The sequence below is a fragment of the Cobetia sp. BMC6 genome (assembly GCF_029991385.1).
GTDB lineage: Bacteria > Pseudomonadota > Gammaproteobacteria > Pseudomonadales > Halomonadaceae > Cobetia.
The window spans coordinates 736,489-758,509 of sequence record NZ_JAKUMF010000001.1; the positions used below are offsets into that span (position 1 = coordinate 736,489).

A 22,021-nucleotide genomic window follows, 5' to 3' on the forward strand; every position below is an offset into this window, starting at 1 on the left:
TGATCGGTGGCGTCAGTTCGATAGCGTCAGTCCGGTAGTCATCAAGGCGGCATGAAAAAGCCCCCTGCAGCGTAGCTGCAGGGGGCTTTTCGTTCTGGTATCTGTGGTCTGCCTGTCAGCGGGTAGCTGTGCACCAGTTGGCGCCATTACTCACCTTCCAGGCCGGTGATCGGCTTGACCGTGCCCCAGTGGCGGCACTTCGGACATTGCCAGAGCAGCATCGAGGCTTCGAAGCCGCAACGATGACAGCGATGGCGAGGGCGCGCCTGGATCAGCTGCTGGGTATGGCGCTTGAGCAGATTGAAACGCTCGGTCTCGCGCTCGTCGGCATCCAGCAGGTAGAGATCGAGCAGGTAGTCGACGCCACGCAGGCTGGGGTGACGATGCAGCTGCTCGCTGGCGAAGCTGGCGGCGGCCTCGACACCCTCGCGACGCTCGATCAACTGTGCAAGGCTGATGACGGTCGTGGTGTAGGGCGCGCGTTCGACTTCCTGATGCAGCAGGCGCACCAGGCCACTCTCGTCATCCAGCATGCGAAAGGCGTTGCCCAGTGGCTCGAGAATGATGGGGGTGAAGCCGGTGTCCTGACGTGGGATGCGCTGCAGCAGGCGGATGCACTGCTTGTAGTTGGCATGATCGAATTCGATCTCGGCCAGCATCCAGTTGGCGCGTACGCATTTCTCGTCGGTGGAAAGCGCCTGCTTCAAGCGCTTGCGGGCCATCGCCTGGCTGCCTTCGGCGATATCCAGCGCGGCCAGTTCGCAGTGCCAATGGGCCGCCGCGCGGCGGATGCCGCCTTCCTGACGCAGAATGGCATGAGCGACTTCGAGTGCGGCCTCCCACTCGCGCTCCCGCTCGAGGAGGTCGATCAACAGGCGGCGGCCGGCACGCCGATGACTGTCGTGCTGTGCTTGCTTGAGGAGAGTTTCCAGCAGCTTCTCGGCGCGGTCATAGACACCGCTGCGCATGAAGTCGCGGGCAAGTTCCAGCTGGACACGCTCGCTCTGTTCGCTATCCAGGGCAGGGCGGGCCAGCAGGTTCTGGTGAATCTTGACGGCACGATCGACTTCGCCGCGACTGCGATAGAGATTGCCCAGCGCTATGTGGGTATCGACGGTGTCGCTGTTGACTTCCAGGGCCTGAACGAAGGTTTCGATGGCACGATCAGGCTGCTCGTTGAGCAGATGATTGAGGCCGACGAAGTAGTCGCGGGACAGGGTGGCAGGAGCCGGTGCTTGTTCATCGGGGCGACGATCACGCCGCCCCAGCCAGAATCCGATGGCGATGGCCGCCATCAGCAATCCCAGCAATATCAGATCAGGCATTTATGCCACTTCCTTGATCTCCTGGATGCGCAGTTGGTCCAGTTCCTTGCGTTGCTGCTGGTTGCGACGCTGGGCACGGGTCAACAGCGTGCGCAGGCGCAGATACATGCCGGTCATCGCGACCATGCCAAGCACGACGCCGACGGCCAGCGAGAACAGCAGCCACATGGAAAGGGACGCAGCAGGCAGCTCTACCCAGATGAGGTCGAGGGGCACGGCTTGCTGGTTGTGAACGGCAAAGAGAATACCGACCAGCAGGACGATCAGCAGGATCACGGCCAGAACGAGACCTTTTAGCCAACGCATAACGGTTTCCTTGTCATGAAATGCAGTCGTGAATCATCTGGGAGCGAGTGTATCACTGCCCATCGCGCGAGTCTTGGCGGCGACGCCGTGAGGTGGGTGGCTGTCGTCTCTGGTATCAGGACTTGAGCGGGTGTCTGCCGGCACTGAACCCGCCAGCCCCGTCACGCCGGGTGTTCATCTACGGTCAGCGCTGTCAGTCAGTCGCATCGTCATCATCACTGTGGTCAATACCCCAGGGCGCGACTGGCATCGACCTGCTCGCGCAGCTCCTTGCCGGGCTTGAAGTGGGGGACGAACTTGCCATCCAGATCCACAGGCTCGCCGGTCTTGGGATTGCGCCCCAGTCGTGGCTCACGGTAGTGCAGCGAGAAGCTGCCGAAACCGCGAATCTCGACGCGACCGCCGTGGGCCAGGGCATCTGTCACATCATCGAGGATGATGCGAACCGCGGCCTCTACATCCTTGAGCGACAACTCAGGCTGTCGCATGGCTATCTGTTCGATCAGCTCGGACTTGGTCATCGGATCTCTCCATGCCTGCACCTTTCTCGCGAAAGGCGTTCGTGATGCGTCAGCCGGGCGACCTCTTGTCACCGGACAGGCACACGCATCCTTGTGATTGTTATCTCCTCAGCATAATGGGCAAATCCTGAGAAAACAACGCACTAGGGACATCATTGCCGATCACGGCACGGATTGCCAATTCCTGCCCGAGCAACGGGTCAACGGATGCCGCTGACGCCCCCCTCGGGTATACTGCGCGCATTGATATGACGACTGAGGTTCAGGCAATGGAAGATGTGATTCGCAAGCGGCTGCATTGGCATTCGCGTCGCGGCATGTGGGAGCTCGACCTGCTGCTGCTGCCGTTTCTGGAGCAGCGTTTCGACGCCTTGAGCGAAGACGACAAGGCGCTCTATGTGCAGCTGCTGGCCGAAGAGGATCAGGATCTCTTCGTGTGGCTGATGAAGCGCGACCCGTGCGGCAATGCCGAGTACCAGCGCCTGATCAACATGGTGATCGCCAATGCCGAGAATGGCGAGCGCGATCAGTTCAAGGGCCTCTAGGCAGGCGTTCGCGACCCACGCCAGCCTGCGCGTCGGGCTGTTGGCGGCGAGTCTCGCCTTGTGGGTCTGGCTTGCCGAGCTGGCGACTGGCCAGTTCGTTGTCAGTACGTGGTGGACCTGTCAGTGGCAATTCCTGCGCAATGCCCTGCCTTTCGAGGCGGGGCATTGTGCGTTTGAGGGGCTCGCTCAGCTGCCGGATGGTGTCATGGCGCTTTTGAGCGTGGTGGGGCTGGGCTGGCTGCTGCAGGCCGGAGAGCTGGTATCTTGGTGGCGCCAGGCTCGGCGGCGTCTCAAGGACCCCGAGGCGCGAGTCTGGCTGGCCCTGGGGGGCAGCCTCTGCGCTGATGCGGCGCTTGCCAGCGGTGGCCAGGCGCCAGTGCCGGAGCATGAGGCTGAAGCCAAGACCGAAGCAGAAAGCGAAGCCGAGACCGAAGCCAGTGACACTCCGCCTGCCTCAGATGCGCGCCATCGTCACCCGGAGATGCAGCTCTGTTGGTGGTGGGCCGATGGTGCCTCACGCAGCTGGCAGCCCGTCGCCGTGCGCTGCCTGTGGTGCTCGCCGCGGCTGATCGGGCTCGAGATCTCGACGCAGGGCTTCGGGCCACAGGGGATGGGGCTACAGGGCTTGAGAGCGCAGGGCGCGGACCAGCAGCACCTGAAAACCCAGCGGGTATGGCTGTGGCCGGATAGCGCCTCCAGCGAAGACCTTCACCAGCTGCGCCTGTGGTTGCTGTGGCCGCCCTTGCCGCATGGATTGCCGCGTCAGCCACCGCCATTGGATACCCTGCGGCGCGTCGCTGCCCAGGGGGGCCATGCACGCTGAGCCTGCTTATGAGCCTTTTCATGGTCCTTCTCATGGCGCTTCGCATAAACCGCTCAGGTCGCGGCAGCGAAGGCCGAGAGCCGAATGATGCTATCGCGAGCGCGCGGCGCCGGCATCGGGAAGTCGCGGATGAAGTGCAGGCCGCGTGACTCGTGACGCTGATGGGCGCAGAGCAGCAGCAGCGGTGCCAGCGTCAAGGCCTGATAGAGCGCAAGATGATCGAGCCCTGCCCGCGGCACTGAAGCTTGCCTGTGCTGCTCGCTCTCTGCCGCCTGTCCCGCCTCAAGCGATACCCACTGTGCTATCTGCTTCAACGCCTCCCTCAGGCCGTGCTGGCTGCGCTCGATTCCCGCTTGCAGACTCATCAGCTGGCGCAAGCTGTGCAGGCGCGTGCGTGCCTCGTCCGCGCTCAAACGCATCACGCAGCGCCAGACCTGACCATTGTCGGCAAGCTGTGTGAGCAGGGTGGCGTGTTGCGGCATCAGCGAGTCGAGCGTGCTCGTCAGGCGTGGCTCGTCGGCGCGGTGGAGTTGCCCAAGTGCTTCACCACAGGCGCGCGCCTGCACCAGGCATTCGAGCAGCGAGTTGCTGGCCATGCGATTGGCGCCGTGCAGGCCCGTGCAGGCGACTTCGCCGATGGCCCAGAGCCCCGGCAGGTCGCTTTCGCCATCCAGCCCGGTGGCGATGCCGCCGCAGCTGTAGTGGGCGGCAGGGACGACGGGTATCGGTGCATGACGAATATCGATCCCGCGCGTCAGACAGTGCTCGGCGATGGTCGGGAAGTGGTGCTCGATCGCCTCGGCGCCCAGCGCGCTGATATCCAGACAGACATGCTCGAGACCGTGCGTGCGCATCTCGGTGAGGATGGCGCGTGCCACGACATCACGCGGCGCCAGCTCCAGACGAGGATCATGATCGGCCATGAAGCGATGCCCATCCGGGCGCAGCAGCAGCCCCCCTTCGCCCCGCACCGCCTCGGAGATCAAAAAGGGCGTGCCATCGGGATCATACAGGCAGGTGGGATGAAACTGCTGGAACTCCAGGTTCATCAGGCTGGCGCCGGCGCGGGTCGCCATCGCCATGCCGTCACCGACGCTGGCGCTCGGGCTGGTGGCGTGGGCGAACAGCCCGCTGGCGCCGCCGGTGGCCAGTACCAGGTCATTGGCTGCCAGCCATTGGCGCTGGCCCGTGCTGTCCATCACCCACAGACCACTGGCGCGGCCAGCGTTGATCGCGATGTCGACGGCCAGCAGGTCTTCGAGAATCTCGATGTTCGGGTGAGCTTCGACGTGGGCGCTGAGCGTGTCGAGCAGCGCCCGCCCGGTGGCGTCGGCGGCGTGGATGATGCGACGGCGACCATGCCCCCCTTCGCGGGTAAGGTGGAAGGGGTAGCTGGCGTCGGCATCGGCCGGGGTGAAGGGCACGCCGAGCGCGATCAACCATTCGATCGCCTCCCGCGAGTGACCGACGGTGAAGCGCACCGCGCGCTCGTTGCACAGGCCATCGCCGGCAATCAGGGTGTCGGCGACATGGGACTCCACATCGTCCTCTGGCGCCAGCACCGCCGCGATACCGCCCTGTGCCCAGCGGCTGGCACCCTGTGCCTCACGCGCTGGACGCAACAGCGTGACGCGGCGGGTGCGCGGGCCGGGCAGCAGGCGATTGGCGAGGCTGAGTGCCAGGGTCAAACCTGCCGCGCCGCCACCGACGATCAGCACATCATGCTGGCTTGCGGGAGTCACTCCGGATACTGAGTTCATGTATCTTTCCTGGCAGTCTCATTGCCGCCCGAGTCTGGCTGGCGCCTGTCGCGGCGGTCTGGCTCATCGCTGAAGGTGTCATCACTGCTGCTGTCATCACTCGCCGTCGCTTTGCTGGCCGGCGCCTTGCTGGCCGGAGAGTGTTGCCTGCCAGCGCTGTTATCGCGCCTGGTGGGGGCTGCCGTATCGCCCGGCGTCGGGTCTTCCGGCAGGAACAGACGGCGCGCATCACTGATCAGGCCATGGCCCGGCAGTCGGCGTTGCAGGCGCTGGCTCGGCAGACGCTCCAGCAAGGCCAGCCGCTCGCCCAGGGCTTCGGTCAGGCGTGCCAGCTCGCGATTGAGCCACAGGTAGCCTGCCGGGCTGAACAGCGCACGGCCGTTGCGGCTCTCGACATTGCGAACATCGGCATAGCGTTGCAGGTCAAAGGGCGTCACCGTCAGCTCGATGCTCTGGCCGGTGCGTACCTGGAAGGCCAGGGTCCCCAGGGCACGGGCCAGGCGATGCTGGGCATCACGCAGGCCATCCAACCCCTCGATGAATTCATGCCCTTCGCGGGTGTTCCAGTGGGTTTCCTGCAGCAGTTCGATGGTCGAGATCATGCGGCGCTCGAAGGACAGGATTTCCTCGATGTCGGCACGATTGATGCGGCCTTCCTGAGCGACGGCATCGACCAGCCCGCGCTGCTTGACCAGCTGTGCCGAGGTGGCACGCACCAGCGCGAGCCCCTCATTGACGCCCTCACGCTCGGCCTTGGTATGGCCGTGGTAGAGGCGTGCCAGCTTGTCGAGGTTGTCGGCCAGCAGAAAGCGGAAGACATCCGTCGCCTTCTGTGGCAGCAGCACCATGCTGACCACGATGCTGATCAGGGTGCCCAGCACCACATTGAAGACACGCCACAGCCCGATGCCGAGATCATGATTGCCATCACCGATCACCATCAGCAGCGTGACGCAGAACAGCAGCGAGCTGTAGCCATAGCGGTTGCTGAAGGTGGCATTCAGCGCCAGGGCGATGCCGACGATGCTCCAGAATGGCACCACGCCCGGCAGTGGCTCGGCGACCAGAATCAATATCAGGCCCCACAGGCCACCAAGCAGAGTGCCGACCAGACGTTGCCAGCCCTTGTCGATGACACCGCCGACGTGGGGCAGATTGCCCATGACCATCACGGTGCTGACCAATGCCCAGGAACTGTGCGGCAGACTGAACAGCTCGATGATCGAAAAGCACAGCGTCAGAGCGACGGTCACACGCAGGATATGCAGGCGCTGGCGGTGCAGGTAGGTGAAGTAAGGGTTGTGCGATAACCATTTCATGACGCGATTTCCCCTCCGACAGGCACGAGGAAGTGAGGGATGGTGCACACCGCACACACGGCGGGTTTCAGCAGCGAAGAGGTGGACATCAGGTTCGCGGTCATTCCGTCGACAGGATTCATGAGGCGTGGCCAAGGGGCCATGGCCATGGTTGAAGCGCTGCACAGTGTAACCGAGGCCTCGTCTTGCGTAACAGAGGATTGGTGAGGAGCCATCTTGCAAGGGTGGATCCGAAAGATTGCAGGCCGTGTGATGACGGAGCCCGGCAATGAATATGTGATTGTTATTGATAATCACTACCATCAAGCGGCTTGATTGGTATCCTGTACGTCCCCAACTGATCATCAGGGGATTGAAGCTGGCGATCAGGTCATCGATCACGTCATTGCCAGCCGCCCATAAGTGACGCCAGCCAGGTGCGACGTCATATGCAACAGCACAGGGAGACAAGCATGAGCAGCCAGACCCGCCGTGAACGCGACAGCATGGGTGAACTCGAAGTGCCGGCAAGCGCACTCTATGGCGCCCAGACTCAGCGAGCGGTCGATAACTTCCCCGTCAGTGGCCAGCCGTTGCCTGCTGCCTTCATTCGCGCCGTGGCGCGCATCAAGCTGGCCGCGGCCGAGGTCAACCGTGACCTGGAGCTGCTGGATGACGTGCGTGCCGAGGCGATCATCAAGGCGGCGCGCCAGGTCATCGACGGCGAGCATGCCGATCAATTCCCGGTCGATGTCTTCCAGACCGGTTCCGGCACCTCGACCAACATGAACGTCAACGAGGTACTGACGCAGCTTGCCAATCAGCATCTGGGCGACAAGGATGTGAGCGTCGGTGCCAACGACCACGTCAACATGGGGCAGTCGAGCAATGATGTCATCCCGACAGCCATTCATCTGTCCGCCGTCATCGCTGTCTCGGACACCCTGTTGCCGGCGCTGCGCCATCTGCATGAGGTGATCTCCCGTAAGGCCTCTGAGGTGGACGACGTCGTCAAGACCGGTCGCACTCACCTGATGGATGCGATGCCGATCCGCATGAGTCAGGAGCTGGGTGCTTGGCAGGCGCAGGTCGGACAGGCCATCGAGCGTATCGAGCAGGTGCTGCCGCGCCTCGAGCGCCTCGCCCAGGGCGGCACCGCCGTCGGCAGTGGCATCAACGCGCATCCGGAATTCGCCGAGCGCATCGCTGACCGCCTTTCACACCAGACCGGGCATGCCTTCCGCCCCGCCGAGAGCTTCTTCGCGGCGCTGTCCTCCCAGGACACGGCAGTCGAGCTCTCCGGCCATCTGCGTACCTACGCCGTGGCGATGATGAAGATCAGCAACGACTTGCGCTGGATGAATTCCGGCCCGCTGGCAGGGCTGGGCGAGATCGAGCTTGAGGCTCTGCAGCCGGGCAGCTCCATCATGCCGGGCAAGGTCAATCCGGTGATCCCCGAGGCGGCCGCTCAGGTGGCGGCGCAGGTGATGGGCAATGACGCCACCATCGGCATCGCCGGGCAGAGCGGCAACTTCCAGCTCAATGTCATGCTGCCGCTGATCGCCAACAATCTGCTGTCCTCGATCACGCTGAGTGCCAATGTCAGCCGCCTGCTGGCGGACAAGGCCATTGCCACCTTCAACGTGCGCCAGGACAACATCGAGGCCCCGCTGGCCAAGAACCCGATTCTGGTCACGGCGCTCAATCCGGTGATCGGTTACAACGAGGCGGCGCGAGTGGCCAAGGTGGCCTATCAGGCCGGGCGTCCGATTCTGGATGTGGCCGAGGAAGAGACTGAGCTGTCACGCGAGGAGCTGGAGCGTCTGCTCGACCCGGCCAAGCTGACGGCGGGCGGTATCCAGTAAGTCGTCAATACATGACCAAAAATTCCGCCTGTCCCTGAACGAAAAGCCCGCCCCTCCTTGTCGGAGGGGCGGGCTTTTTTTCGCTGCTTGCTCAGCCGGTTTTCATCAGGCGGCGCGTGCCAGCAGGCGTTCCTTGAGGTAGTCGCCGATGCGCGTCTTCTGCTCATCGCTCAGGCGCAGCGTCAGCTTGGTGCGGCGCCAGACGACATCCTGCACCTCACGCGCCCATTCGTGCTCGACCAGGTAGTCGATCTCGGCAGCGCTCAGGCCTGCGCCGAAGTCCTCGCCCAGGTCCGCCTCGCTCTGCTTGCCGTCGAGGAAATGCAGGCACAGGCTGCCGTAGCTTGAGGCGAAGCGTCTGGCGCGTGCTTCGCCGAGGAACGGGTAGTCGCGCTGCAGCTGGCGAGTGAAGGCTGCGCGGCTCTCGATATCACCCCCGGGCAGGGCCTTCTCGTGGGTCCACGGCTCGCCCATGCTCGGCAGCAGCGGCTTGAGGTCTTCAAGTGCCGATTCGGCCAGCTTGCGATAGGTGGTGATCTTGCCGCCGAAGATGGACAGCATCGGTGCGCCGCTGTCATCCAGGTGGAGGGTGTAATCACGCGTCATCGCGGACGGGTCTGCCGACTCGTCGTCACACAGCGGGCGTACGCCGGAGAAGGTCGAGACCACGTCATCGCGGCCGAGCTTGCGCTTGAAGTGATGGTTGACCACCTCGAGCATGTAGTCGGTCTCATCGCTGGAGCAGGCCACCTCGGAGGGGTCACCCTTGTAGCGCACGTCGGTGGTGCCGATCAGGCTGAAGTCTTCCTGATAGGGCAGCACGAAGACGATGCGCTTGTCCTTGTTCTGCAGGATGAAGGCGCGGTCATCGGTATTGATGCGCGGCACGATCAGGTGGCTGCCCTGGATCATGCGGATGCCATAGCGCGGCGTGCGTTCGGTGGCGCCCTTGATGAAGGACTCCACCCACGGGCCTGCCGCATTCACCAGGGTGCGTGCGCGGCGGATGAAGGTCTCGCCGCTGCTGACATCTTCAAGTGTCAGCTCCCAGTGGCCTTCGACATCACGGGCGCCGACACAGCGGGTGCCTGTCATGATCTCGGCGCCTTGCTCGCGCGCCTGCAGCGCATTGGTGATGACCAGACGCGCATCATCGACCCAGCAATCCGAGTATTCGAAGCCCTGATTGATCTCGCTGACCAGCGGGCTCTGCTCGCCGAACTTGAGACCCTTGGAGGCTGGCAGTGTCTCGCGCTTGCCAATGTGGTCATACAGGAACAGGCCCGCGCGAATCATCCACGCCGGACGCAGATGCGGCTGGTGCGGCAGGATGAAGCGCAGTGGCCAGATGATATGCGGCGCCTTCTTGAGCAGCACCTCGCGCTCCTGCAGAGCCTCGCGCACCAGACGGAATTCGTAGTGCTCCAGATAGCGCAGGCCGCCGTGGATCAGCTTGCTGCTGGCGGAGGAGGTCGCACTGGCGAGGTCGTTCTGCTCGCACAGGGCCACGCTCAGGCCGCGGCCGCTGGCATCGTTGGCGATACCGGCGCCATTGATGCCGCCGCCGATGATGAAGAGGTCAAGAAGTGCATCGTTGTCGCGGGACATGGGCTGCTCCTGCTCGTGCCCGGCGCTACCGGGTGGGGCGAATGAGTCTGCACCGGCAAGGTGCGCGATAATGGGTTTTCGAAAGTGAACATAGCTTAGCAAAAGTCGAACATCAAGGGGATTCTTGTGCGCCGATGGCTTTCGAAAGTGATCATTTGGGCGAGTGTCTGGCAACCGAGGATTGCCTGATATTCAACCTGTTGTCTTGCCGGTGTTTTTTCTCAGTCTCTGATCATGGCGTGACATTTTCATGAAGCGCTGGCTGTCATGTTGCCGCGCGTGCGGCGCAGGCGGGGCGCGCAGTGGCTGATCAAGCGTCATGACATGGCATGCGTAGACGAAGCGGTGTCACTGGGCAGCGATAAGACAGCAGAAGTGTGGCTGTCGTCATCTGCGAGGGCTCATTGGTGCAAGAGGGGGCGACGAGAATGGAGGGGAAGGGGCGAGGCAGAAAAGGGTGAGAGCCGGGCCAGGCTGCTCGTCGGCGTGTTGCCTGGCCCCGTGATCGCGAGACGAGTTGGTCGTGTTGGCTCGTTGGTGACATGGCGCGTTGGTGAGGTGACTGGTCGATTGGATGGCGCGTCCCGGTGCTCAAGCGTCGCCGGTCTCGCCCGTCGACTCGTCGTCGGCGACGTGCAGCGCGACCTCGTGCTGACGCATCAGGGTCAGAATGCTTTCCGGGGGCTGGATGTCGGTGAAGAGCGCATCGAGCTGGCTCAGGTTGCCCTGGCGCACGACCGCATTGCGCTGGAACTTGGAGTGATCCGCGATCAGGAAGACCTGGCGTGAGTTGTGGATGATCGCCTGGGCGACACGCACTTCCTGATAGTCGAATTCCAGCAGCGAGCCATCTTCATCGATGCCACTGATACCGATGATGCCGAAGTCGACCTTGAACTGGTTGATGAAGTCGATGGTGGCCTCGCCAATGATGCCGCCATCGCGGGAGCGCACCATGCCGCCGGCCACGATGACGTTGAAATCCTCCTTGTGCTGGAGGATGGCCGCCACGTTCAGGTTGTTGGTGATGACCTCAAGCCCGCGGTGATCACACAGCGCCTCGGCCACCATCTCGTTGCTGGTGCCGATGTTGATGAACAGCGAGGCGTGGTCGGGGATCTGCCTGGCCAGGGCCGCCGCCATGCGCCGCTTGGCGCCCAGGTTCAATGTCTTGCGGGTGCTGTAAGCGGTGCTGACGGTGCTGGACTCAAGCCCCGCGCCCCCGTGCACGCGCTTGAGCGCACCGGCCTCGGACAGCTGATTGAGGTCGCGACGAATGGTCTGTGGCGTGACATCGAAGTGACTGGCCAGCTGCTCGATGGAGGCATATCCCTGACGCGTGATCAGTTCGACAATGGCGCGATGGCGCTTTGGCTGCATCATCCTGTCCTCTTGCTCATGTCCGGTGTAAGGACGCCTGCTCTGAACCGTCGCGGAGGCAACGCGAGTCTGTGTGCGTTTGCTGCTCGACCAGGTGCCCGGTGATGGCTGTGCGGGGCGGCGCGCCATCCAGAATGTTCGTTTGATGTTCTTTTTGATACATGCCTACGGTAACGCCAGTCTTCACACTGACTGACCCGGTAAGTGCAAGCCGTTGAAGGCATGTGAAATCATGTATAACTTACTGAATAGAAAGGGTTGTCAAGATCATGTAGACAAAGGTCTAGCGAATATCGGTGCTTTTCGCATTGTGACACTGATGTGAAGCCTGTACTTTCGCATTCGAACACCAAGCGCGTCTGTCAAGGCGTGGCTATGCCCGTGTAGAGGTCGGTGTCGTAAAATCAGGAGCGAGCAGCAGAATGTACGGTTTATTCAAATCCGCGGTGCACGCCACACCGCTTCATGACGCCAAGGTAGACGACACCTATAAGCGACTGAGATGGCAGATATTTCTCGGTATCTTTCTAGGCTATGCCGGCTACTATCTGGTACGCAAGAACTTCTCTCTGGCCATGCCTTCCCTGGTGGAGCAGGGCTATTCCCGTGGTGATCTTGGTCTGGCCTTTGCCGGCGTGTCGATCGCCTATGGTATCTCCAAGTTCGTGATGGGGGCTGTCTCTGACCGCTCCAACCCGCGTTACTTCCTTCCTGCTGGTCTTCTGATGTCCGCCGGCATCATGTTCCTGTTCGGTTTCACTGACTGGGCAACCTCCAGTATCGGCATCATGTTCGTGCTGCTGTTCCTCAATGGGTGGGTGCAGGGGATGGGATGGCCGCCCTGCGGTCGCACCATGGTGCACTGGTGGTCACAGAGTGAGCGTGGCCAGATCGTCTCGGTGTGGAACGTGGCCCATAACGTCGGCGGTGGTCTTGTCGGTCCGTTGTTCATTCTTGGCATGGCATGGTTCAACGACTGGCATTCCGCGTTCTATGTGCCGGCCGCGCTGGCCGTCTTCGTGGCGATCTTCGCCCTGCTGACCATGCGGGACACGCCGCAGAGCTGTGGCTTGCCTCCTATCGAGAAGCACAAGAATGACTACCCGGCGGGATACGATGAAAGCCACGAACAGGAATTCTCCACGCGGGAGATCCTGGTCAAGTACGTGCTCAAGAATCGCATGCTCTGGTACATCGCGCTGGCGAATGTCTTCGTATATCTGCTGCGTTACGGGGTTCTCGACTGGGCGCCGACCTACCTGCAGGAAGCCAAGAGCTTCAGCGTCGACAAGTCCTCCTGGGCATATTTCCTGTATGAGTGGGCCGGTATCCCCGGCACGTTGTTGTGTGGTTGGTTATCCGACAAGCTGTTCCGGGGCAACCGCGGCGCGACAGGGGTATGTTTCATGGCGCTGGTCGCCGTCTTCACCACCGTCTATTGGTTGAATCCTGCCGGTAATCCGGGAATCGACATGATGTGTCTGGTCGCCATCGGCTTCCTGATCTATGGCCCGGTCATGCTGATCGGTCTGCAGGCGCTTGAGCTGGTGCCCAAGAAGGCGGCAGGGACCGCGGCTGGTTTCACTGGCCTGTTCGGTTATCTGGGCGGCTCTGTCGCTGCCAGTGCCTTGGTAGGCTATACGGTAGATGCCTATGGATGGGATGGTGGTTTCATGTTGTTGATTGGCTCGTGCGTGATGGCGGTCGTCCTGCTGTCGTTGACGATATTCGAGAGTGCTCGCTTGTCGGTACGCACCGCCAGCTGATTCCCAGCGGAAACATCATCATTCAAATGGCCCGCCGCACGTTGCATGGGCGGGCCATCTTGTAACGGACTACCGGGAGATATTGACGATGACCAACCACATTCTGTCCATTGACCAGGGAACCACCAGCTCGCGCGCCATCCTCTTCGATCGTGAAGGCGCGGTGACCGGACTGGCACAAGAAGAATTTGCTCAACACTTTCCGAACAGCGGCTGGGTCGAGCATCACGTCGATGATATCTGGGGATCGGTGAAGCGCACCGTGCATCAGGCGCTGATCAATACCAATATCGGCGCCGAGCAGGTCGCGGCCATCGGGATCACCAACCAGCGTGAGACCACGATCGTCTGGGATCGCGAGACCGGTGTGCCGGTCTACAATGCCATCGTCTGGCAGGACCGCCGCACCCACGAGTACTGTCGTGAGCTTTCCGATGCCGGTCATGGAGACATGATCCAGCAGAAGACCGGCCTGCTGATCGACCCGTATTTCTCCGCGACCAAGCTGCGCTGGATTCTCGAGAATGTCGAAGGCGTTCGCGCACGTGCCGAGAAAAGCGAGCTGGCCTTCGGCACCGTCGACAGCTACTTGATCTGGAAGCTGACCGCTGGCAAGCGCCACGTCACCGATGCCACCAACGCCTCGCGTACCTGCCTGTTCAACATCGTCGATCAGTGCTGGGACAGTGAGCTGCTGGAACTGTTCGGTATCCCACAATCCTTGCTGCCGGAAGTGCTGGACTCCAGTGATGATTTCGGCACTACCGATCCGCAGCTGTTCGGTGCGGCGATGCCGATTCGCGGCGTTGCCGGCGATCAACAGGCGGCGCTGGTCGGCCAGGCCTGCTTCACGCCCGGCATGAGCAAGAGCACCTACGGCACCGGCTGCTTCATGATCATGAACACCGGCGAGAAGATGGAGCTGTCCCGCAATCGTCTGCTGACCACGGTGGGCTATCGCCTCAATGGCAAGCCGACCTATGCCATGGAAGGCAGCATCTTCGTGGCGGGCGCGACCGTGCAGTGGCTGCGTGATGGCTTGAAGCTGTTTTCCGATGCCTCCGAGACCGAACCGCTGGCGCGTGCGGCCAAGGCCGACCACGGCGTCTACATGGTGCCGGCCTTCACTGGCCTGGGGGCACCGCACTGGGACCCGCAGGCGCGTGGCGCGATCCTGGGGCTGACCCGTGGCACCGGCATCACCGACATCGTGGCGGCCGGCCTGCAGTCAGTGTGCTATCAGACGCGTGACCTGCAGGAGTGCATGCTGGATGACGTGGCCATCAGCTGTGCGAATCTGCGCGTGGATGGCGGCATGGTCAGCAACAACTGGGTGATGCAGTTCCTGTCTGACATGCTGGGCGTGAAGGTGGATCGTCCGCGCGTGCTGGAGACCACGGCGCTGGGCGTCGCGTATCTGGCGGGCCTGCATATCGGCTGGTATGACAGCCTGGATGAGATCAGCGAGCTGTGGCACTGCGAGCGTACCTTTGCGCCGGAAATGGCGGAAGAGCAGCGCGAACGCCTCTACGCCGGCTGGCTGGAAGCGGTGGAAAGAGTGAAAAGCGACGGAGGCCACTGAGCATGTGGACCGATGTCATGACAGGCGAGTTTCTCGGCTGTCTATTCCTTATCCTGTTTGGCGGTGGCGTGGTCGCCAATGTGGTGCTGTCTGACACCAAGGGCAATGGCTCCGGTTGGATCGTGATCACCACCGGCTGGGGCTTCGCCGTGATGATTGGCGTGTTCGTGGCCGTCTCGACCGGCTCGCCCCAGGCAGACCTCAATCCGGCGGTGACCCTTGCCAAGTATCTGCTAGGGGTGCATGCCACCCTCATGGATGTGGCGCGGCATATCATCGCGCAGATGCTCGGGTGTTTCGCCGGTGCCGTGATGGTATGGCTGGCCTATCTGCCGCACTGGAAACGCACCAGTGATGCTGACCTCAAGCGGGCGGTGTTCTGCACGGACCCGGCAGTCGAGTGTCGTCTGGGCAACATGCTCAGCGAGGTGATCGGTACCGTGGTGCTGATATTCGGTATCGGCGCCATCGTCGGCTCCGGCACCATCAGTGCTGGTCTGCTGCCGTATCTGGTCGGCATGCTGGTGTGGGCCATCGGCCTCTCGCTGGGTGGCGCGACCGGTTATGCCATCAACCCGGCTCGTGATCTGGGCCCACGTATCGCGCACTCCTTGTTGCCGATCCACGGCAAGGGCGCCTCCGGCTGGGGTTACGCCTGGGTGCCGATCGCCGGCCCCCTGGCGGGGGCCTTGATCGCCGCCTCCATGTGGCATCTGCTGCTGTAACAAATCCTTGCCGCAATCTGCTGGAGCAGCTCCCTGCACCTGTGGCACTGTAGCCTGACTTCGCCCCGTCCCTCGACGGGGCGAAGTCATTTCGGGTCTCCGCCTTTTCTTGCCATCCCCCGGCGATGGCACCATTCCATCGTCATGGGGCGCGATCGTGTGGGCGAGAGGTGGCGGTAGACGAGTGACGGGGGCAAGTGGCGGAGGTCATCAAGATGTGGACTGACGTCATGACGGGCGAGTTTCTGGGCACCACCTTCATGATTCTGCTAGGAGGTGGGGTGGTCGCCAATGCGATGCTCAGGGGCACCAAGGGAGCGGGTTCCAGCTGGTTGATGATCAATGCCGGCTGGGGATTTGCCGTGATGGTCGGGGTGCTGGTCTCGACCTCGACAGGGTCGCCCTGCGGCGATCTCAATCCGGCGGTGACGATCGCGAAATACCTGCTGGGCGTGCATACCAATGAGCTCAAGGTCGCCAGGATGATGCTGGCGGAGCTTCTCGGCTGCTTCATGGGGGCGGTACTGGTATGGGCGGCCTATTATCCGCATTGGGAGGTGACTCGGGACCCGCTGCGCAAGCGCGCGGTCTTCTGTACTGAACCGGCAGTGTCCCACAAGACGGCCAATGTCATCAGTGAAGCGATCGCGACGGTGGTGCTCATCTTCGCCATCGGCAGCATGGTCAACAGCGCGCTGATCACCGATCAGGCGCTGCCGTACCTGATCGGTGTGCTGGTATGGGCGATCGGCCTGTCACTGGGTGGGCCGACCGGCAACGCCATGAATCCGGCGCGTGATCTGGCGCCGCGCATCGCGCATTGGGTGTTGCCGATTGCCGGCAAGGGTAGTTCGGGCTGGCAGTATGCCTGGGTGCCGATTGCCGGCCCCTTGCTGGGGGCCGTGTTGGCAGCTGCGCTGCGTCGAGTCTTCTTCTAGCATTCGAGGCGCTGCGGCCAGGCATTGTCGTGTCCGTGCGCTGCCAGCCAGCCTTGTGCCATTCGGCGAGAGTGGCTGGCAGTGCCGGACAGGACAGATCAGGTCTGTCAGTTTGAGGGCTTGGCCATGATGACGTGTCTCGTTCACGTGCCTCGCTCGTGCGGTTGGTCCGTGTCCGTTCTTTACCCGGGCATGGCAAGGCGGAATGGCGAGAAAATTTTTTATCATCAGGGGGTTGCATCAAAACGGGAGTTGCGTAGAATACGTCCTCGCTGACAGGGCAAAGCACTTCGCACCACACTGCTTCGCATTTCAGCATGCTGACATAGGACCATAGCTCAGTTGGTTAGAGCGCCACGTTGACATCGTGGAGGTCGGCGGTTCAAATCCGCCTGGTCCTACCAGCATCGGCACTGATGGCAACATCACGCCACTTGATTCAGGACCATAGCTCAGTTGGTTAGAGCGCCACGTTGACATCGTGGAGGTCGGCGGTTCAAATCCGCCTGGTCCTACCAAGCCGTTTCACGGCAAGTTTCAAGTGCTCCTGTGTCATCTGCCACACTTCAGGACCATAGCTCAGTTGGTTAGAGCGCCACGTTGACATCGTGGAGGTCGGCGGTTCAAATCCGCCTGGTCCTACCAGATTCCAGAAAACGCCCGGCTCATCGAGTCGGGCGTTTTCGTGTGCGTGTCATGAAATTCTGACGCGGGCCAGGCGCGGGTCGCTCAGGCAAGCGTGGCGTCGAGGAATTCGCGTGCTTCCTTGAGGGCGGCATTGGCAGCGCCCAGCAGCGGGGCGAAGCCGACGAACACATGTGGCATATCCGGCCACAGACTCAGTGTGACGGGCGAATCGCAGTCCTGGGCCTGAGCGGCGTAGCGGCGGCTGTCATCGAGCAGGATCTCCGCCTCGCCGCACTGGATCAGCGTCGGAGGCAGCTCGAACAGATGTCCTTCCAGTGGCGAGATGCGTGGGTCGCTCATGTCGGTGCCATCCTGCACATAGGCCATGCTCACGAAGGGCAGCAGGTTGGGGTCGAGAATCGGGTCCACCTCGGCCTTGCGCGACAGCGAGGCGCTGCCCCAGCTGAGGTCCGTGGCGGGTGAGAAGGCGATCACTGCATCCGGCAGTCGCTCACCTGCGTTCTTGAGTGCATTCACGGCCGCCAGCGTGAGGTTGCCGCCCGCGCTGTCACCGGCCAGCACCAGGTGGTCCTGCGGGTATTCGTCACATAGCCAGCGCCACGCGGCCAATACGTCCTGCAGGCCGGCCGGGAAGGCGGCCTCTGGCGCGAGGCGATAATCCAGCGTGTAGGTCTCGGCGCGTGCCGTTCGCCCCAGACGGCTGGCCAGAGGGCGATGACCAGCAGGTGAGCCTGCGATCCAGCTGCCACCATGCACATACAGCAGGCGACGCGGGCGGGCTGGTGCGTCATCGGGTGCCGGCAATACCTCACAGACACGCTCTCCCTCGCCACCCGGCACCATCACGAGACGCGGTGTCACGCCGGTGTCGAGAATGCTGGCATCGGCGGCAAAGTAAGCTTCAAGCAGGGTGCGCTTGGCGCCGAGGTCGTTGCCGGTGCGTGCCGTGAAAGCCTTGATGCGCTCAAGATGCTTGATGACCCGCTCAAGCCCGGCATGCGCATCGTCGTGATTCTGCAGCGAGGCCTCCGCGTGCGGGGGTGGTGAATCCGGAGAGGAGGGCGAGGTAGAGGGCGAAGTAGAGAGCGATGAGGGATGAAATGGCGACCGGGATGACATGTTTGGCTCCTGTCAGGGGCAAGAGCTCTTAACCTGTCACCTCGCGCAGGGCTGTGCAAGGCCTGGCGGGTCACAACGCAACCGCCCGCCGTGCGAGTGGCGTGGCGGGCGGCAGGGCGTGATGCTGACGTTCAAGCTGTCCGTCAGGCGGGCGCTCAGTTTGTCAGGCAGGAACGCTGTCGAAGTCGCTGGAGGCGATGAAGATCTCGACCAGGCGCTCGATGCCGGCCTGATCCTCTTCGTCGAAGCGCTCGGGGCTCGGGCTGTCCAGATCCAGCACACCCCACAGCACTTGCTGGCCGTTCTGCTCGATGAGCACCGGCATCACCAGCTCGCTACGCGAAGCGGCGTCACAGGCAATATGTCCCGGGAAGGCGTGTACGTCCGCGACACGCTGGGTGGTGCGTTGGGTGGCGGCGGCGCCACACACGCCCTTGGTGAAGGGAATCGGGTGGCAGGCCGGCTGCCCCTGGAACGGCCCCAGGTGCAGGACCTGCGGCTGACGTTGCACATAGAAACCTGCCCAGTTGAGATCTTCCACCGTCATGTTGACGAAGGCGGCCGTCTGGGAGGCGTTGGTCAGCCAGTCGCGAGTGTCGAGGATGGCGTCCAGCTGGCGGGCCAGCAGTGAGTAGTCAGGGCGAGTGGCCATTGGGGCTCCTGTGGGGTAGGTAAGATTGCGATATGGCGCAGGAATGCGGTCGCGGGTCGGCTGTTTCAAGCACGTCCTGCGCGCGCCCTTGCACCGCATCGGTATCTGAACGTGATGGGTGGTTCATCAATCAGATGCAAAAGCGCCGACCAGTGGTCGGCGCTTCGCGTTCAGGTGTCTGTCAGTGACATGGGGTGAGGCTCACTTCCAGCCCGGCACCGCCGCGCCCTTGAACAGCTCTTCCGCCTTGGCTTCGACTTCCGGCGTCTGGTACGCCTTGACCAGCTTCTGCACCTTCTCGCTGTCTTCATCGCCCTGACGCACGACGATCAGGTTGACGTACGGGGACTCGGCGCCTTCACGGATCAGCGCGTCTTCCGGCGCGAGGCCAGCCGGCTGAGCGAAGGTGTTGTTGATGAAGGCCAGGTCGACGTCCGGCAGGATGCGCGGCAGCTGGGCAGCCTCGATTTCCTTGAACTGATAGTCATGCGGGTTCTTGGCGACGTCGATCGGGGTCGCTTCGAGGTTGTCCTTGTCGGTCAGCTCGATCATGCCCAGGTCGTGCATCAGGATCAGGGAGCGGCCTTCGTTGGACGGATCGTTCGGCAGGGCGATGGTCGCGCCGTCCGGCAGTTCGCTGATGTCTGCGTACTTCTCGGAGTAGGCACCGATCGGGTACACGAAGGTCTTGCCGGCGCTGGCGAATTCGTAGCCACGCTCACGCACCATGGATTCCATGTACGGCTGGTGCTGGTAGGCGTTGGCGTCCAGAGAGCCATCGGCCAGCGCGGCGTTCGGAGACACGTAGTCAGTGAACTCGGTGATCTCGACGTTCAGGTCGTACTTTTCCTTGGCGATCTCGGCCGCGACCTTCATCACCTCGGTTTCCGGGCCTGCGACGGTACCCATCTTGAGGGTGTTCTCGTCGGACGCGTCGTTGCCGCAGCCTGCCAGCAGAGTGGCGCCGAGCAGAGTGGCAGCACCGGCAAGGCGCAGTGGGGAAGAAAGCGTGTTCAGCATGTTGCGCATCGATGTTCTCCTTGTGATCCGACGTGACCGGTGGGGTCCGCGGGATGTTATGAGTGACGGCTCCTTGTGATGAGTCGTCACGATACCGAAAGCCATGTGATTTGTAGATCGAACGTCACTGGTGGATTCGTCACCGCTCATGGAACGATGCTTACTTGTGGTTCGACTTGCGCACCAGATGATCGCCCAGGCTCTGGAAGCCCTGCACCATGACGACGAGGATGACCACGGTCACCAGCATCACCATCGGGTCGAAACGGTTGTAGCCGTAGCGGATGCCAAGATCCCCCAGGCCGCCGCCACCGACGGTGCCGGCCATGGCGGAATAGCTGATCAGTGTCACCACGGTGATGGTCAGGCCATTGATGATGCCGCCGCGTGCTTCCGGCAACAGCACCTTGGTAATGATCTGCATCGGCGTGGCGCCCATGGCCTGTGCGGCCTCGACCAGCCCCGGGCCGACTTCATTCAGCGCGCCTTCGATCAGGCGGGCGACGAAGGGAATCGAGGCGATGGTCAGCGGCACGATGGCGGCGTTGGTGCCGATCGAGCTGCCCGCGATCAGGCGCGTCAGCGGGATGATCGCCACCATCAAGATGATGAACGGCACCGAGCGGCCGATGTTGGTGATGATGCTCAGCACGTTGTTGAGGGCCGGGCGCGCGAGAATCTGGCCGGGGCGTGAGGTGTAGAGTGCCACGCCCAGCGGAATGCCGAGTGCTGCGGAGATCAGACCTGCCACCGCGACCATGTAAAGCGTCTCGAGGGTGGAGGACAGAACGAGTTCAAGCAGTGCGGGTGACATGACCGAGCACCTCCACTTTCAGGTCGTGGGATTCGAGGTAATCGAGGGCTTGCCGGGTCTGGCGGCTGTCGCCCATCAGTTCGGCGATCATCAGGCCCAGGGTGCGGTCCTGAATGGATTCCACCTTGGCCTGCAGGATGCTGACATCCACCTGGCATTCACGCGCCAGGCGGGAGATCAGCGGCGTGGAGACGGCATCGCCACTGAAGGCCAGACGGACCACGGGATGGGTGTGAGGCCCTGCGCTGGCTTCGAGGCGATCGACCAGCGCACGCGGCGGCTCAAGTTCCAGGAAGTCATTGAGGAACTCGCGGCCCAGGCGGGTCTGCGGCGCGGTGAAGAAATCACCCACCGAGGCCACTTCCACCAGTTCGCCGCCGCTGATCAGGGCGACCTGATCACAGATGCTCTTGACCACTTCCATCTCGTGGGTGATCAGCAGAATCGTCAGGCCCAGCTTGGTGTTGATGTCCTTGAGCAGCTCAAGGATGGAGGCGGTGGTCTGCGGGTCGAGGGCCGAGGTGGCCTCGTCGCACAGCAGTACCTTGGGGCGGCTGGCCAGCGCACGGGCGATGGCCACGCGCTGTTTCTGACCGCCGGACAGCTGGGCAGGGTACTGGCCGGCCTTGTCGCTCAGACCGGTCAGCTCCAGCAATGGCTCGACGCGCTTGCTGATCTCGTCTTTCGAGATGCCAGCCAGCTCCAGCGGCAATGCCACATTGGCGAAGACCGTGCGTGAGGAGAGCAGATTGAAGTGCTGGAAGATCATGCCGATCTGGTGGCGAGCGCTGCGCAGGGTGGACTCGTCGAGCTCGGTCAGCTCCTGGCCATCGACGACGACGCTACCGGCGGTGGGCCGTTCGAGCAGGTTGACGCAGCGAATGAGGGTCGACTTGCCGGCACCGGACAGGCCGATGACACCGGTAATGGCGCCCTGAGGAACCGTGAGGCTGGCATCCTTGAGCGCGACCACGGCCTTGTCACCACTGCCGTAAGTCTTGGAGACGTTCTTGAGTGTGATCATGGGAGTCCGAGTGGTTAAGGCACCATCCGGATTGCGGGCGAAGGTCTGTAGAAGACAGAGCGTCCTGCCGGCGTCTGCGCACATGGCAGACAGCGATAGAGGGGAGTGATCCAGTGGGGAGAAAAAAGACCACCCAAGACGGGTGGCCATCAACGCTGGACACACCCTTTTAGCAGAACTTGCACCCCGTGAGACCAGCTCTCGTGGTGGGCGCCCGCAATCCGGGTACAAATCGGCGCCAAACAGATTTGAGGCGCATTCTATCAGTCACCTTGGGGGTGTCAACGACTTTGGTCTTGCGC

The 22,021-nt window shown here is 62.5% G+C and carries 19 protein-coding genes and 3 tRNA genes; 10 read left to right on the top strand and 12 right to left on the bottom strand.

The window, feature by feature from the left end; translation table 11 throughout:
• Window positions 1-146: 146 nt before the first annotated feature.
• The 3 genes from lapB to MKZ40_RS03165 form a co-directional block, all read right to left on the bottom strand.
• Complete coding sequence (gene lapB / locus MKZ40_RS03155; protein WP_175089339.1) at window positions 147-1,325, bottom strand: lipopolysaccharide assembly protein LapB; 1,179 nt, start codon at window positions 1,323-1,325, stop codon at window positions 147-149.
• Window positions 1,326-1,631, bottom strand: a complete 306-nt coding sequence (locus MKZ40_RS03160) for a LapA family protein (protein WP_054555462.1) — start codon at window positions 1,629-1,631, stop codon at window positions 1,326-1,328.
• A 224-nt stretch (window positions 1,632-1,855) separates the two neighbouring features.
• Window positions 1,856-2,152 (bottom strand): integration host factor subunit beta, encoded by a 297-nt coding sequence (locus MKZ40_RS03165; RefSeq protein ID WP_043335630.1) that lies wholly within the window; start codon window positions 2,150-2,152, stop codon window positions 1,856-1,858.
• Between the two features lie 269 nt (window positions 2,153-2,421).
• On the opposite strand from MKZ40_RS03165, the gene MKZ40_RS03170 reads away from it, so the two are divergent.
• Both MKZ40_RS03170 and MKZ40_RS03175 read left to right on the top strand, forming a co-directional pair.
• A complete protein-coding gene (locus tag MKZ40_RS03170; protein ID WP_043335628.1) occupies window positions 2,422-2,697 on the top strand; it encodes a succinate dehydrogenase assembly factor 2 in 276 nt (91 codons plus the stop codon).
• Window positions 2,657-3,520: a hypothetical protein gene (locus tag MKZ40_RS03175; protein WP_175089343.1), complete on the top strand. Its 864-nt coding sequence runs from the start codon at window positions 2,657-2,659 to the stop codon at window positions 3,518-3,520. The genes MKZ40_RS03170 and MKZ40_RS03175 overlap by 41 nt, the downstream gene beginning before the upstream one ends.
• A 53-nt stretch (window positions 3,521-3,573) precedes the next feature.
• Here MKZ40_RS03175 and nadB read toward each other — a convergent pair whose 3' ends face one another.
• Both nadB and MKZ40_RS03185 read right to left on the bottom strand, forming a co-directional pair.
• A complete protein-coding gene (gene nadB, locus MKZ40_RS03180; protein WP_175089344.1) occupies window positions 3,574-5,280 on the bottom strand; it encodes an L-aspartate oxidase in 1,707 nt (568 codons plus the stop codon).
• A complete protein-coding gene (locus MKZ40_RS03185; protein WP_175089346.1) occupies window positions 5,277-6,599 on the bottom strand; it encodes an FUSC family protein in 1,323 nt (440 codons plus the stop codon). Before MKZ40_RS03185 ends, nadB begins: the two co-directional genes overlap by 4 nt.
• Window positions 6,600-7,051: 452 nt before the next feature.
• On the opposite strand from MKZ40_RS03185, the gene MKZ40_RS03190 reads away from it, so the two are divergent.
• Window positions 7,052-8,443, top strand: a complete 1,392-nt coding sequence (locus MKZ40_RS03190) for a class II fumarate hydratase (protein WP_175089348.1) — start codon at window positions 7,052-7,054, stop codon at window positions 8,441-8,443.
• 105 nt (window positions 8,444-8,548) lie between these two features.
• Here MKZ40_RS03190 and glpD read toward each other — a convergent pair whose 3' ends face one another.
• Together glpD and MKZ40_RS03200 are read right to left on the bottom strand one after the other, a co-directional pair.
• Complete coding sequence (gene glpD, locus MKZ40_RS03195) at window positions 8,549-10,051, bottom strand: glycerol-3-phosphate dehydrogenase (protein ID WP_175089350.1); 1,503 nt, start codon at window positions 10,049-10,051, stop codon at window positions 8,549-8,551.
• Between the two features lie 591 nt (window positions 10,052-10,642).
• Window positions 10,643-11,434, bottom strand: coding sequence for a DeoR/GlpR family transcriptional regulator (locus tag MKZ40_RS03200; protein ID WP_175089351.1), 792 nt, complete (start codon window positions 11,432-11,434; stop codon window positions 10,643-10,645).
• Window positions 11,435-11,853: 419 nt separating this feature from the next.
• On the opposite strand from MKZ40_RS03200, the gene glpT reads away from it, so the two are divergent.
• The 7 genes from glpT to MKZ40_RS03235 all read left to right on the top strand — a co-directional run bounded on the left by glpT (window position 11,854) and on the right by MKZ40_RS03235 (window position 17,087).
• Complete coding sequence (gene glpT / locus MKZ40_RS03205) at window positions 11,854-13,197, top strand: glycerol-3-phosphate transporter (protein ID WP_175089352.1); 1,344 nt, start codon at window positions 11,854-11,856, stop codon at window positions 13,195-13,197.
• 88 nt (window positions 13,198-13,285) lie between these two features.
• Window positions 13,286-14,779 (top strand): glycerol kinase GlpK, encoded by a 1,494-nt coding sequence (glpK, locus tag MKZ40_RS03210; protein ID WP_175089354.1) that lies wholly within the window; start codon window positions 13,286-13,288, stop codon window positions 14,777-14,779.
• 2 nt (window positions 14,780-14,781) lie between these two features.
• On the top strand, window positions 14,782-15,504 hold the full coding sequence (locus tag MKZ40_RS03215) for an MIP/aquaporin family protein (RefSeq protein WP_175089355.1): 723 nt from the start codon (window positions 14,782-14,784) through the stop codon (window positions 15,502-15,504).
• A 215-nt stretch (window positions 15,505-15,719) separates the two neighbouring features.
• Window positions 15,720-16,442 carry an MIP/aquaporin family protein gene (locus MKZ40_RS03220; RefSeq protein ID WP_175089357.1) on the top strand — a complete coding sequence of 241 codons (723 nt, stop codon included), beginning with the start codon at window positions 15,720-15,722 and terminating at the stop codon, window positions 16,440-16,442.
• A 327-nt stretch (window positions 16,443-16,769) separates the two neighbouring features.
• Window positions 16,770-16,846, top strand: a tRNA-Val gene (locus MKZ40_RS03225).
• A gap of 37 nt (window positions 16,847-16,883) precedes the next feature.
• A tRNA-Val gene (locus MKZ40_RS03230) sits at window positions 16,884-16,960 on the top strand.
• Between the two features lie 50 nt (window positions 16,961-17,010).
• A tRNA-Val gene (locus MKZ40_RS03235) sits at window positions 17,011-17,087 on the top strand.
• An 84-nt stretch (window positions 17,088-17,171) separates the two neighbouring features.
• Here MKZ40_RS03235 and MKZ40_RS03240 read toward each other — a convergent pair.
• The 5 genes from MKZ40_RS03240 to MKZ40_RS03260 all read right to left on the bottom strand — a co-directional run bounded on the left by MKZ40_RS03240 (window position 17,172) and on the right by MKZ40_RS03260 (window position 21,719).
• Window positions 17,172-18,209, bottom strand: coding sequence for an alpha/beta hydrolase (locus tag MKZ40_RS03240; RefSeq protein WP_175089358.1), 1,038 nt, complete (start codon window positions 18,207-18,209; stop codon window positions 17,172-17,174).
• 163 nt (window positions 18,210-18,372) lie between these two features.
• Window positions 18,373-18,861: a GAF domain-containing protein gene (locus tag MKZ40_RS03245; protein WP_175089360.1), complete on the bottom strand. Its 489-nt coding sequence runs from the start codon at window positions 18,859-18,861 to the stop codon at window positions 18,373-18,375.
• A gap of 201 nt (window positions 18,862-19,062) precedes the next feature.
• Complete coding sequence (locus tag MKZ40_RS03250; protein WP_175089560.1) at window positions 19,063-19,881, bottom strand: MetQ/NlpA family ABC transporter substrate-binding protein; 819 nt, start codon at window positions 19,879-19,881, stop codon at window positions 19,063-19,065.
• A 160-nt stretch (window positions 19,882-20,041) separates the two neighbouring features.
• Entirely contained in the window at window positions 20,042-20,695 is a 654-nt protein-coding gene (locus tag MKZ40_RS03255) for a methionine ABC transporter permease (protein WP_175089362.1), read from the bottom strand.
• On the bottom strand, window positions 20,676-21,719 hold the full coding sequence (locus MKZ40_RS03260) for a methionine ABC transporter ATP-binding protein (RefSeq protein WP_175089364.1): 1,044 nt from the start codon (window positions 21,717-21,719) through the stop codon (window positions 20,676-20,678). The genes MKZ40_RS03255 and MKZ40_RS03260 overlap by 20 nt, the downstream gene beginning before the upstream one ends.
• Between the last annotated feature and the right edge of the window lie 302 nt (window positions 21,720-22,021).

What these genes read in the sequence shown, in the direction of transcription:
- MKZ40_RS03240 (WP_175089358.1), bottom strand. Translation starts at nt 18,209, where the DNA reads ATGTCATCCCGGTCGCCATTTCATCCCTCATCGCTCTCTACTTCGCCC.
- MKZ40_RS03260 (WP_175089364.1), bottom strand. Translation starts at nt 21,719, where the DNA reads ATGATCACACTCAAGAACGTCTCCAAGACTTACGGCAGTGGTGACAAG.
- MKZ40_RS03255 (WP_175089362.1), bottom strand. Translation starts at nt 20,695, where the DNA reads ATGTCACCCGCACTGCTTGAACTCGTTCTGTCCTCCACCCTCGAGACG.
- glpK (WP_175089354.1), top strand. Translation starts at nt 13,286, where the DNA reads ATGACCAACCACATTCTGTCCATTGACCAGGGAACCACCAGCTCGCGC.
- MKZ40_RS03160 (WP_054555462.1), bottom strand. Translation starts at nt 1,631, where the DNA reads ATGCGTTGGCTAAAAGGTCTCGTTCTGGCCGTGATCCTGCTGATCGTC.
- nadB (WP_175089344.1), bottom strand. Translation starts at nt 5,280, where the DNA reads ATGAACTCAGTATCCGGAGTGACTCCCGCAAGCCAGCATGATGTGCTG.
- MKZ40_RS03165 (WP_043335630.1), bottom strand. Translation starts at nt 2,152, where the DNA reads ATGACCAAGTCCGAGCTGATCGAACAGATAGCCATGCGACAGCCTGAG.
- MKZ40_RS03175 (WP_175089343.1), top strand. Translation starts at nt 2,657, where the DNA reads ATGCCGAGAATGGCGAGCGCGATCAGTTCAAGGGCCTCTAGGCAGGCG.
- MKZ40_RS03245 (WP_175089360.1), bottom strand. Translation starts at nt 18,861, where the DNA reads ATGGCCACTCGCCCTGACTACTCACTGCTGGCCCGCCAGCTGGACGCC.
- MKZ40_RS03200 (WP_175089351.1), bottom strand. Translation starts at nt 11,434, where the DNA reads ATGATGCAGCCAAAGCGCCATCGCGCCATTGTCGAACTGATCACGCGT.
- glpT (WP_175089352.1), top strand. Translation starts at nt 11,854, where the DNA reads ATGTACGGTTTATTCAAATCCGCGGTGCACGCCACACCGCTTCATGAC.
- MKZ40_RS03250 (WP_175089560.1), bottom strand. Translation starts at nt 19,881, where the DNA reads ATGCTGAACACGCTTTCTTCCCCACTGCGCCTTGCCGGTGCTGCCACT.
- glpD (WP_175089350.1), bottom strand. Translation starts at nt 10,051, where the DNA reads ATGTCCCGCGACAACGATGCACTTCTTGACCTCTTCATCATCGGCGGC.
- MKZ40_RS03215 (WP_175089355.1), top strand. Translation starts at nt 14,782, where the DNA reads ATGTGGACCGATGTCATGACAGGCGAGTTTCTCGGCTGTCTATTCCTT.
- MKZ40_RS03170 (WP_043335628.1), top strand. Translation starts at nt 2,422, where the DNA reads ATGGAAGATGTGATTCGCAAGCGGCTGCATTGGCATTCGCGTCGCGGC.
- lapB (WP_175089339.1), bottom strand. Translation starts at nt 1,325, where the DNA reads ATGCCTGATCTGATATTGCTGGGATTGCTGATGGCGGCCATCGCCATC.
- MKZ40_RS03190 (WP_175089348.1), top strand. Translation starts at nt 7,052, where the DNA reads ATGAGCAGCCAGACCCGCCGTGAACGCGACAGCATGGGTGAACTCGAA.
- MKZ40_RS03185 (WP_175089346.1), bottom strand. Translation starts at nt 6,599, where the DNA reads ATGAAATGGTTATCGCACAACCCTTACTTCACCTACCTGCACCGCCAG.
- MKZ40_RS03220 (WP_175089357.1), top strand. Translation starts at nt 15,720, where the DNA reads ATGTGGACTGACGTCATGACGGGCGAGTTTCTGGGCACCACCTTCATG.